The organism is Massilia niastensis DSM 21313 (assembly GCF_000382345.1).
GTDB classification, from domain to species: Bacteria; Pseudomonadota; Gammaproteobacteria; order Burkholderiales; family Burkholderiaceae_D; genus Telluria; species Telluria niastensis.
Genome location: NZ_KB908078.1, coordinates 215,462 through 226,723, shown reverse-complemented (window position 1 = coordinate 226,723; position 11,262 = coordinate 215,462). Strand labels below are relative to the sequence as shown.

The following is an 11,262-nucleotide window of genomic DNA, read 5'->3' as shown; positions in this document are numbered from 1 at the left end:
CAGTTTGCCATTCGATCCATCGAGCAGCATGCAATCAAGCTTGGCTTTGGCAACGTCTACACCCAGGTAAAACATGAATTCTCCTTGTATTCTCGATCATCACACTCACTCTCCTTGTGCATGCAGGGTCATTGCCCTTGGCTACCGTCCAGTGTTGGATATGGTGTGAGAATGAGGTGAAGGGCTTGATCTACGTTACAAGGTCGGGCCTTCAGGGTGGGCTCAAGCTGGTCTTCACCTCGATTGGCGGTAGCTAACCACCAATATGATCAAGATACAAGGGTGGGCGGATTCTCCGCCCACGCGTTCAACCACACCATGCAATTCGTGCATGCTCGCGCTCGCTGGACGCGTGGGCGGGAGAGCCCGCCCACCCTACACAAAATCAGGCATCCGCCCTTTTGGTGTATCCTATGCCCATCGCAACAACGGCTTCACGCCAATTATGCCCGAGTATCCCAGTGACGTCCGATCGGACGCCAAACCCCACCGGTCGCTGTTCGAACGGCTGACCGCGCTGATTTCCCCCGAGCCCGAAAATCGTGCCGAACTGCTCGAAGTCCTGCACGAAGCCCATGAACGCAACCTGATCGACGCCGACGCGCTCTCGATGATCGAAGGCGTGTTCCAGGTCTCCGACCTGTCGGTGCGCGACATCATGGTGCCGCGCTCCCAGATGGACGTGGTCGACATCACCAAGCCGATCGAGGACTGGCTGCCGACCGTGCTCGAGACGGCCCACTCGCGCTTCCCCGCCATCGAGGGAGAACGCGACAAGGTGGTCGGCATCCTGCTGGCCAAGGACCTGCTGCGCTACTACGCCGAAGAGTCGTTCGACGTGCGCGACATGCTGCGTCCGGCCATCTTCATCCCCGAATCGAAGCGCCTGAACGTGCTGCTGCGCGACTTCCGCGCCAACCACAACCACATGGCGATCGTGGTCGACGAATACTCCGGCGTGGCCGGCCTGATCACGATCGAGGACGTGCTCGAGCAGATCGTCGGCGACATCGAGGACGAGTACGACTTCGACGAGGAAGAGGACAACATCCTGTCGATCCGGGAGGGCCAGCTGGGCCCGCGCTGGCGCGTCAAGGCGCTGACCGAGATCGAGCAGTTCAACGAAGAGATCGGCGCCGACCTGCCCGAGGACGACGTCGACACCATCGGCGGCCTGGCCGCGAGCCACCTGGGCCGCATGCCGCACAAGGGCGAAGTGTTCGACCTGCGCAACCTGCGTTTCGAGGTGCTGCGCGCCGACGCCCGCCAGGTCCACGTCCTGCTGGTCGAAAAACTGCCGCTGGCCGACGACGACCGCGATTGATGCTGCGCCGCCGTTCCAAGCCCGTGACGGCGCAGGATTCGACTGCGCGCGGCACCGCCGATCGCGGCACCCGCCCGTCTCCCGTCGCGCTGGCCACGGCCGTCCTGGCCGGCCTGAGCTCCCTGCTGTCGTTCCAGCCGACCGGCTGGTGGCCGGTGCAGTTCCTCGCGCTGGCCTGGCTGTTCTACCAGGTCGGCATGGGCGGCTCGACGCGCCGCGCCACCCTGCTCGGCTGGGCCTTCGGCTTCGGCTGGTCGGTGGCGGGGATGCACTGGCTGTACATCTTCATGACCCGCTTCGCGCACCTGCCGGTGCTCCTGGCCACGGTGGGCGTGATCCTGCTCGGCCTGTACATGGGCCTGTTCGGCGCCTTCGCCACCGGCGCGGCCGCCTGGCTGCGGCGGCGCTGGTCGCTGCCGGTGAGCGCCTTCCTGCTGCTGGTGCTGCCGGTGACCTGGGGCCTGTCCGAATGGATGCGCGGCTGGGTCTTCACCGGCTTTCCCTGGGCCGCCTCGGGCTACGCGCACGACGTCGCGCCGCTGGCCGGCTATGCGCCGCTGGTCGGCGTGTACGGCATCGGCGTCCTGGTCGCCCTGTGCGCCTCCTGCATCGTCATGCTGACCCAGCGCATGCGCTGGCCCGCCATCGGCCTCTTGGCCGCGGTGCTCGCCGCCGGCGCGGGACTGCGCGGCGTCGAGTGGACCCATGAAACGGGGCAGCCGATCACCGTGCGTCTGCTGCAGGGGAATATTCCGCAGGACCGCAAGTTCGACCTGGCCTTCCTGAACGGTATCCTGGAGCGCTACCGCGCGATGATCACGGCGGCGCCGGCCGACCTGGTCGCGACGCCGGAAACCGCGATCCCGGTCTTCCCGCAGCAGCTGCCCGAGGGCTACCTGGCGGACCTGCAGCGCTTCGCCAGCGCCAGCGGCACCACCCTGGCCATCGGGATGCCGCTGCTCGACGGTCCCGGCAAGTATGCGAACAGCGTGATCACGCTGGCGCCGCAGCAGCCGGCGCAGCCCTACCGCTACGACAAGGCCCACCTGGTGCCGTTCGGCGAATTCATCCCGCCGGGCTTCCGCTGGTTCACCGACATGATGAACATCCCGCTGAACGACGCCACGCGCGGCGCCGCCCTGCAGGCGCCCTTCCCCGTCAAGGACCAGCTGGTGCTGCCCAATATCTGCTACGAGGACGTGTTCGGCGAGGAGATCGCCTACCAGCTGCGCAATGCGCCGCGCCCGGCGACCATGCTGCTGAACGTGTCCAACCTGTCCTGGTACGGGCAGTCGGTCGCGATCCCGCAGCACCTGCAGATCTCGCGCATGCGCACGCTCGAAACCGGCCGGCCGATGCTGCGCTCGACGAACGACGGCGCCACCGCCCTCATCGACCACCGCGGCAACATCACCCAGGTGCTGCCGTACTACGCCGACGGCGCGCTCACGGCGACCGTGCGCGGCACCGCCGGCATGACGCCCTACATCCGCTTCGGGAACACGCTGTTCCTGGCGCTTTCCGCTGTCGTCCTCGCCGCCGCCTGGCTGGCGGGACGTCGATACCGCAACAAAAACGCCAAAGCCGAATAGATGACTCAATTCCGCTCCCCAGTGGGAGCGGAAAGTCGCTAGAATTGGCCATTTGGCAAACTTACCGTGATCGCGGCCCCGTGCGCGCGTCGCCCATCCGAGATGCTCACATTCCAACAAATCATCCTGACCCTGCAGACCTACTGGGACAAGCAGGGCTGCGCATTGCTCCAGCCTTACGACATGGAAGTCGGCGCGGGCACTTTCCACACCGGCACCTTCCTGCGCGCGATCGGCCCCGAGCCGTGGCGCGCCGCCTATGTGCAGCCTTCGCGCCGCCCGAAGGATGGCCGCTACGGCGAGAACCCGAACCGCCTGCAGCACTACTACCAGTACCAGGTGGTGCTCAAGCCAGCGCCTGAAAACATCCTCGACCTCTACCTCGGCTCGCTCGAGGCGCTCGGCCTCGACCTGAAGAAGAACGACGTGCGCTTCGTCGAGGACGACTGGGAAAGCCCGACCCTGGGCGCCTGGGGCCTGGGCTGGGAAGTCTGGCTCAACGGCATGGAAGTCACCCAGTTCACCTACTTCCAGCAGGTCGGCGGCCTCGACTGCAAGCCGGTGCTGGGCGAGATCACCTACGGCATCGAGCGCCTCGCGATGTACCTGCAGGGCGTGGAAAACGTCTACGACCTGGTGTGGACCGAGTGGGAAGAAAACGGTGCGGCCGGCGCTCCGGTCAGGAAGTCGCTCAGCTACGGCGACGTCTTCCACCAGAACGAAGTCGAGCAGTCGACCTACAACTTCGAGCATTCGAACACCGACCTGCTGTTCCAGGCTTTCGCCAACCACGAGTCCGAAGCCAAGCGCCTGATCGAGCTGGCACTGACCCTGCCGGCCTACGAGCAGATCATGAAGGCCTCGCACAGCTTCAACCTGCTGGACGCGCGCGGCGCGATCTCGGTGACCGAGCGCGCCGCCTACATCGGCCGCGTGCGCACCCTGTCGCGCCTGGTCGCCCAGGCCTACTACGACTCGCGCGAGAAGCTCGGCTTCCCCATGCTGCCAGGCGCCGACAAGGCAGCGGCCTAAGCCCCCAGGAACAGACAAGAACACACCATGAACCAGACTCTCCTCGTCGAACTGCAGACCGAAGAACTGCCACCAAAGGCGCTCGTCAAGCTGGGCGCGGCCTTCGCCACCGGCATCGCCAACGGCCTGAAGGCGCGCGACTTCCTGGAAGCCGGCAGCGTCGTCACCTCCTACGCCACCCCGCGCCGCCTGGCGGTCGCCATCACGCAGGTGCGCGCCACCTCGCCCGACAAGTCGATCCGTGAAAAAGTCCTGCCGGTGAGCGTCGCCCTGGACAAGGAAGGCAAGCCGAGCGCCCCGCTGGCCAAGAAGCTGGCCGCGCTGGGCTTCCCCGACCTGTCCATCGCCGACCTCGAGCGCGCCCAGGACGGCAAGGCCGAAAGCTTCTTCTACACCTACACCGCCGCCGGCAGCGCGCTGGCGGGCGCCCTGCAGGACGTGCTGGCGGACACCGTCGCCAGGCTGCCGATCCCCAAGCTCATGAGCTACCAGCGCCCGGACGGCGATACGGTGCAGTTCGTGCGCCCGGTGCACCTGCTGCTCGCCCTGCACGGCGAACAGGTGCTGCCCCTGACCCTGCTCGGCCTGGACGCCGGCCGCCACACCATGGGCCACCGCTTCCTGTCGCACAACCAGGCCATCGCGATCCGCCACGCCGACGACTATGCGCGCGTGCTCGAAGGCGAAGGCAAGGTGCTGGCCAGCGCGGAAGCGCGCAAGGACAGCATCCGCCGCCAGCTGCTCGAGAAGGCCGGCGCCGACCAGGTCCTGATGCCGGAATCGCTGCTCGACGAAGTGGCCGCCCTGGTCGAATGGCCGGTGGTCTACGAATGCCGGTTCGAGGAGGAATTCCTGGCCGTGCCGCAGGAATGCCTGATCCTGACCATGCAGACCAACCAGAAGTACTTCGCGCTGACCGATGCCGCTGGCCGCCTGCGCTCGCGCTTCCTGATCGTCTCGAACCTGGCCACCGATGACGCCAGCGCCATCGTCGGCGGCAACGAGCGCGTGGTGCGCCCGCGCCTGTCCGACGCCAAGTTCTTCTTCGAGCAGGACAAGAAGAAGACCCTGGAATCGCGCCTGCTGCACCTGAAGAACGTGGTCTACCACAACAAGCTGGGCACCCAGGCCGAGCGCACCGAGCGCGTCACCGAGCTGGCCGCCGGCATCGCGCGCCGCCTCGGCTTCGACGTGGCGCTGGTCGAACGCGGCGCGCGCCTGGCCAAGGCCGACCTGCTGACCGACATGGTGGGCGAGTTCCCCGAGCTGCAGGGCATCATGGGCACGTACTACGCGCGCCACGACGGCGAGCACGACGAAGTCGCGCGCGCCGCCTCCGAGCACTACCAGCCGCGCTTCGCCGGCGACGCCCTGCCCTCGACGAATACCGGCCTGTCGGTCGCGCTGGCCGACAAGCTCGAAACCCTGGTCGGCATCTGGGCCATCGGCCTGCAGCCGACCGGCGAGAAGGATCCGTTCGCGCTGCGCCGCCACGCCCTCGGCGTGATGCGCATGCTGGTCGAGAAGCGCCTGCCGCTGTCGCTGTCCGCACTGCTGGCCGATGCCTGCGCCGTGTTCGAAGGCCAGGCCGCGTTCAAGGATCCGCGCGCGGAAATCACCGCCTTCATGCTCGACCGCCTGCGCGGCATGCTGCGCGAGCGCGGCTTCTCGCCGAACGAAGTCGAAGCCGTGCTGGCGCAGAACCCGGACCGCGTGGACGACGTGGTGCAGCGCCTGGAAGCGGTGCAGGCCTTCGCCGCACTGCCCGAGGCGGCCTCGCTGGCCGCCGCCAACAAGCGCATCACCAACATCCTGAAGAAGACCGAGGCCGCCATCGGCGAGGTCCAGGAAGGCCTGTTGCAGGAAGCCGCCGAGAAGAACCTGGCCGCCGCGATCGCGCGCGTGCGCCCGGAAGTCGACGCGGCCTTCGCGCGCGGCGACTTCACCGGCACGCTCAAGACCCTGGCCCAGCTGCGCGACGACGTCGACGCCTTCTTCAACGACGTGATGGTGATGGCCGACGACCTGGCGCTGCGCAACAACCGCCTGGCGCTGCTGTCCTCGCTGCACGGGATGATGAACCGCGTGGCCGACATCTCGAAGCTGGCGGCGTAAGGACCAGGCATGAAGCTCATCATCCTCGACCGGGACGGGGTCATCAACCACGACTCGCCCGACTTCATCAAGTCGCCGCAGGAGTGGGTCCCGATCCCCGGCTCGCTGGAAGCGATCGCCCGCCTGAACCAGGCGGGCTACCGGGTCGTGATCGCCACGAACCAGTCGGGCATCGCGCGCGAACTGTTCGACATCACGACCCTGAACGCGATCCACCAGAAGATGCACGCAGCCGCCCAGCTGGTGGGCGCGGACATCGACGCCATCTTCTTCTGCCCGCACGCGGCGATCGACAACTGCGACTGCCGCAAGCCGAAGGCCGGCATGTTCGAGGAAATCTCGAAGCGCTTCAAGATCAGCCTGAAAGGCGCGCCCACCGTGGGCGACTCGCTGCGCGACCTGCAGGCCGGCTTCATCTGCGGCTGCGTGCCCTACCTGGTCCTGACCGGGAAGGGCGAGAAGACCAATGCGACCGGGGGCCTGCCTCCCGGCACCCAGGTATTCCCCGACCTTGCGGCGATGGTAAGCGCCCTGCTCAAGACGGGCGCCTCCACCGGCCAGACCACCTAGAACGACCGCTCCCGGAGACCCTTTGTACAATTTCAGTCTGTTCCTGCGTTCCCTGCTTTTCAAGATCCTCATGATCGTGGCCACCGTGGTGTGGGCCTGCGTCTGCTTCCTCGCCGCGCCGCTGCCGTACAACAAGCGCTTCTGGATCACCTCGCGCTGGAACATCTTCGTCATCTGGTGCGCCAAGGTCATTTGCGGCATCCGCTACCAGTTCAAGGGCTACGAGAACCTGCCCGACAGCCCCGCCATCGTCCTGTCGAAGCACCAGTCGGCATGGGAGACGATCTTCCTGCTGCCGAACCTGACGCGTCCCCTGGTGTACGTCTTCAAGAAGGAAATCCTGTACATCCCCTTCTTCGGCTGGGGCATGGCGCTGCTGCGCATGATCCCGATCGACCGCAAGCAGGGCAAGAACGCGTTCGCCCAGGTGGTAAAACACGGCCGTCGTCGACTCGCGGACGGCCAATGGATTATCATGTTCCCTGAAGGGACGCGCATTCCGGTCGGCCAGAAGGGAAAGTACAAGAGCGGCGGCACGCGCCTCGCTGTGGAAACCCAGACGGTGGTCGTGCCGATCGCGCTGAACTCGGGCGAATGCTGGCCGAAGAACTCGTTCATCAAGCGCCCGGGCCTGATCACGGTCTCGATCGGCAAGCCGATTTCGCCGGAAAACCATACTCCCGACAGCCTGATGCAAGAGGTCGAAAATTGGATAGAATCCGAAATGCGCGTCATTTCGCCCCACGTCTACAGAGGTGGCTAAGCGATGTCAGCGCCCAGATCAGGAACTCGAAACCGCAGCAGACCATGACCGCTTCCAAGATCGACGGCGACCAGCTTGAACTGTTTGCACAGGAATTCTTTGCGGCGCTGAAGCCTTCCGACAGGCCGACGCCGCCCGCACAGCCTCTGTTCAAGGCGCCTCCGGCGCCGCCTCGCCTCATTCTTCCCTCGCCGCCCGTCGGCCCGAACGACCCTCCCCTCAAGCGCATCGTGCTGGGCCACCATACGGTGGACTACGCGCTGCGCCATTCGTCGCGCCGCTCGATCGGCTTCATGATCGACGACGACGGCCTGCGCGTGACGGCGCCGCGCCGCGTGACGCAGGTCGACATCGACAACGCGATCCGCGCCAAGCAGCGCTGGATCTTGACCAAGCTGGCCGAACGCGGCGAGCGGCGCGTCCAGCGCCAGCAGCGCCAGCCGATCGAATGGAAGGAAGGCGCGCGCCTGCCCTACCTGGGCGGCGAGATCACCTTGCGCCTGGAAGAAGCCGCGCGCAGCCACTGCCAGTACGACCCGGCCGAGCGCGAGCTGTGGATCGGCGTGGTGCCGGGGCTGTCGGAATGGCAGCTGAAGGAGCGCATCAAGCTGTGGTTCCAGGCCGAGGCCAAGCGCCTGTTCGCCGAGCGCCTGGACCATTACGCACCCCGTCTTGGGGTGAACTACAGCGCGTTCATGCTGTCGTCGGCGGGGTCGCGCTGGGGCTCGTGCACGGTGCAGGGGAATATCCGCCTGAACTGGCGCCTGATCCACTATCCGCTGCCGCTGGTGGACTACGTGGTGGCGCACGAACTGGCGCACCTGCGCGAGATGAACCACAGCCCGGCGTTCTGGGCGGCCGTGGGCGAGGTGTATCCGGATTATGACGGGGCAAGGCTGGCGCTGCGCAGGCAGTCGCATGAGATGCCGGTGTTGTTCGAGGAGTGATGGCGGATCGGCTGCCCGATCCGCTTCCTGGCGAGGGTGGGACCGCCGTCAGCGCATGCTCAATTCATGCCGCGCCGCCGCCAGATTCTGCATCGCGGTCACCTGTCCCGCCGACAGGCAGCGATACGGAATCGGCAAGGTCCCGCGCTTGAGGATCATCATGAACCCCCGCGAATACGTGCGCACCGCGCTCACGTCTTCCCAGTCGATCAGGGTCACGCCCCCGCTGGTGCGCACGATGCCGTGCTCGTCGATGGTGAATTCATAGGTGCGCCGGCCGCGCCCCATCAGCAGGAAGTTCAGCGCCGCGCTCACGGTGCTCTTGATGCGCAGGAACAGGTTGGCCGGCCAGCGGATACGCCGGCGGCGGATCAGGAAGCCGCCGTGCTGCCACATGAAGCTGACGTACTCGGGCAGCGAATAGCGGACAAAGAAGTGCAACTCGTCTGGCGGGAACAACCCCGCCACCAGCGGCGGAATCGAGATCTTCTCCGGTGGCCCAGCATTCACGGGTGTGTCCATCACCTCGTCCGCGTGTTGGCGAACCAACACAGTGGCGGGCTTTCCGTTGCTGGCCGGTCTCGGGTGTTTAAACGACAACATGGCGCATCCCCTTTTGTTTTGGTCCGAGCTCAGTTCGGAATGGTAACAAAACCTACCCGATAATCTGTCGCAAGAGTTCAACAGTGCGCAGGGTCGCTCCCCGGTGCCGTCCAGCGAAGGCCAGCGCCCGTTCCCCCATCGCCGCGCGCGCCGCGGCGTCGCCGAGCAGGCGCATGGCCTCGGCCAGCAGGGCGTCGGCGTCCGCCACCCGCAGCGCGGCCCCATCCGCCACCGCTTCCGCGGTCGCGTCCAGGAAGTTGAAGGTGTGCTCGCCCACCAGCACCGGCTTGCCCAGCGCGCAGGCTTCGATCAGGTTCTGGCCGCCCAGCGGCATCAGGCTGCCGCCGATGAAGGCGCAGTCGCAGGCCGCGTAATAGGCGAACATCTCGCCCATCGAGTCGCCCAGCAGCACCTCGGCCTCGTCCACGCCCACGCCCTGTTCGAGCTGCGAGCGGCGCCGCAGCGCCAGGCCGCGCGACTCGACCAGCTTCGCGACCTCCTCGAAGCGCTGCGGATGGCGCGGCACGATCGCCAGCAGCGCGCCCGCCGGCTTGCCGGCCTGGCGCATCCAGGCGTCCAGGATCGGCTCCTCCTCGCCTTCGCGCGTGCTGGCGCACAGGAATACCGGCCGCGCGCCAAGCCGGGCGCGCAGCCAGGCGCCCTTCTCCAGCGCCGCCTCGGGCGGCACCACGTCGAACTTGATCGAGCCCGTCACGGCGACACGCGGCGCGCCCAGCGAACGGATGCGCGCGGCGTCGGCCTCGGTCTGGGCCGCGACCAGGGCGATGCCCTGCGCGGCCTCCGCCATCAGGGGGCCCATCCTGCGCCCGCGCCGCAGCGAGCGCTCGGACAGGCGCGCATTGGCCAGCACCACCGGCACCCCGGCCTGCGCGCATTCGGCGATCAGGTTGGGCCAGACCTCGGTTTCCATCAGGATGCAGGCGCGCGGCGCATGGCGGCGCAGGAAGCGCTTCACCATCGTCCCGGTATCGTAGGGCAGGTAGGATTGCAGCACGCGCTCGCCATGATGCGCGAACAGGGCGCGGCCGGTCGCGCGGCCGGTCGGGGTCATGTGGGTCAGCAGGATGCGGCAGCCGGGATACCCGGCCAGCAGGGCCTCGATGAGGGGCTCGGCGGCGCGGGTCTCGCCGACCGACACCGCATGCACCATGATCGTCAGGCGCTCGCGGTGGGCGTCCGGCGCCGCGCCGGCGAGTCCCAGGCGCTCGCCCCAGTGCTCGCGGTAGCCCGGCTCGGCGCGCCCGCGCCACCACAGCCGGCCCAGCACGGCCGGCATGGCCAGCCACCACAGGGCCGAATACACCGGACGTTTCATGCCCTGCCCAGCAGGCGGCGCGCGGCCGCGATCACCTCGGGTGCGGAAGGCGGCGCGCCGAGGTCGCCCAGGTTGACGATCCGTTCGGACCAGTTGCCCTCGGTCTTCCATTTCGGCGAGTCGCAATAGATCTCGACCGTCGGGCGCACGAAGGCCGCCGCGATGTGGGTCAGGCCGGTGTCGACGCCGATCGCCAGCGCCGCGTGCTGGGCCAGCGCGACCGCGTCCATCATCGACAGCTTCGGCAGCACGCGCGCATTCGGCAGCGCCGCGGCCAGCGACTCGGCCTCCGCCAGCTCCTGCGGCGAACCCCAGGGCAGCAGCACCGGCATCGGGCTCAGGAAGCGCCCGGTCTCGATCCAGTTCGCGCGCGCCCATTTCTTGGCGTCGCGCGCGGTGCCGTGGAAGAACACGGCATAGTCTTCAGGAGGCAGGAAGGACGGGCGCGCGGCGGCCTGCGGCGCCGGCAGGCCGAAATCCGGCGCGGTGTCGACGGCATAGCCGAGGGCCGCGCCCGCGACCAGCCGGCCGCGCGCCACCGCATGGGTGCGCGGGTCGAGCGGAATGCTGTCGGTGTGGAAGACGCGCGAGATGCCTTCGTAGCCCGAACCTTCGCTGCCGTTGGCCAGGCCGACCTTCCTGCCGCCCTTGCGCACCCGCGCCGCGCCCATGATCACGCCGGTCTTGAGCAGGCCCTGGGTGTCGAACACGTAGTCGTACTCTTCCTCGCGCAGGGTGCGGAAGAAGTTGCGGATCTCGGCGCGGGTCTCGGCCTTGTTCAGTCCCTTGCGCCAGCGCCGCAGCGCCCAGGGGATGATCCTGCGTACGTGCGGGTTGAGGCGAACCAGGCTGACATAGCCCTCTTCCACCACCCAGTCGATCGTCGCGCCCGGATGGCGGCGCAGGATATCGGCCACCATCGGCAGGTTGTGCAGCACGTCGCCCAGCGACGAGACCCGTACCAGCAGGATCTTCAAGCG

General features: G+C 67.3%; 10 protein-coding genes. 7 read left to right on the top strand and 3 right to left on the bottom strand.

The genetic code is table 11. The features are described from left to right. The first annotated feature begins 445 nt into the window (after positions 1-445). The 7 genes from H162_RS0103365 to H162_RS0103335 all read left to right on the top strand — a co-directional run bounded on the left by H162_RS0103365 (position 446) and on the right by H162_RS0103335 (position 8,343). Positions 446-1,324, top strand: coding sequence for a CorC family transporter (locus H162_RS0103365; RefSeq protein ID WP_020652037.1), 879 nt, complete (start codon positions 446-448; stop codon positions 1,322-1,324). Continuing rightward, positions 1,324-2,916, top strand: a complete 1,593-nt coding sequence (lnt, locus tag H162_RS0103360; protein ID WP_020652036.1) for an apolipoprotein N-acyltransferase — start codon at positions 1,324-1,326, stop codon at positions 2,914-2,916. Before H162_RS0103365 ends, lnt begins: the two co-directional genes overlap by 1 nt. Before the next feature lie 102 nt (positions 2,917-3,018). Beyond that, the gene (gene glyQ / locus H162_RS0103355) at positions 3,019-3,948 is read left to right on the top strand and encodes a glycine--tRNA ligase subunit alpha (protein WP_020652035.1); all 930 of its coding nucleotides are present in this window, start codon (positions 3,019-3,021) and stop codon (positions 3,946-3,948) included. A 27-nt stretch (positions 3,949-3,975) separates the two neighbouring features. Then, on the top strand, positions 3,976-6,063 hold the full coding sequence (gene glyS, locus H162_RS0103350; protein ID WP_020652034.1) for a glycine--tRNA ligase subunit beta: 2,088 nt from the start codon (positions 3,976-3,978) through the stop codon (positions 6,061-6,063). A gap of 9 nt (positions 6,064-6,072) precedes the next feature. Beyond that, positions 6,073-6,633, top strand: a complete 561-nt coding sequence (gmhB, locus tag H162_RS0103345; protein ID WP_020652033.1) for a D-glycero-beta-D-manno-heptose 1,7-bisphosphate 7-phosphatase — start codon at positions 6,073-6,075, stop codon at positions 6,631-6,633. A gap of 22 nt (positions 6,634-6,655) precedes the next feature. Further along, the gene (locus H162_RS0103340) at positions 6,656-7,396 is read left to right on the top strand and encodes a lysophospholipid acyltransferase family protein (protein ID WP_020652032.1); all 741 of its coding nucleotides are present in this window, start codon (positions 6,656-6,658) and stop codon (positions 7,394-7,396) included. Between the two features lie 44 nt (positions 7,397-7,440). After that, positions 7,441-8,343 (top strand): M48 family metallopeptidase, encoded by a 903-nt coding sequence (locus H162_RS0103335; RefSeq protein ID WP_020652031.1) that lies wholly within the window; start codon positions 7,441-7,443, stop codon positions 8,341-8,343. Positions 8,344-8,391: 48 nt separating this feature from the next. Here H162_RS0103335 and H162_RS30005 read toward each other — a convergent pair whose 3' ends face one another. From H162_RS30005 to waaC, 3 genes are all read right to left on the bottom strand, one after another. Beyond that, entirely contained in the window at positions 8,392-8,853 is a 462-nt protein-coding gene (locus tag H162_RS30005) for a YcxB family protein (protein WP_229451906.1), read from the bottom strand. A 145-nt stretch (positions 8,854-8,998) separates the two neighbouring features. Further along, positions 8,999-10,282 carry a lipid IV(A) 3-deoxy-D-manno-octulosonic acid transferase gene (waaA, locus tag H162_RS0103325; RefSeq protein WP_026354174.1) on the bottom strand — a complete coding sequence of 428 codons (1,284 nt, stop codon included), beginning with the start codon at positions 10,280-10,282 and terminating at the stop codon, positions 8,999-9,001. Further along, positions 10,279-11,259, bottom strand: a complete 981-nt coding sequence (waaC, locus tag H162_RS0103320) for a lipopolysaccharide heptosyltransferase I (protein ID WP_020652028.1) — start codon at positions 11,257-11,259, stop codon at positions 10,279-10,281. The genes waaA and waaC overlap by 4 nt, the downstream gene beginning before the upstream one ends. Between the last annotated feature and the right edge of the window lie 3 nt (positions 11,260-11,262).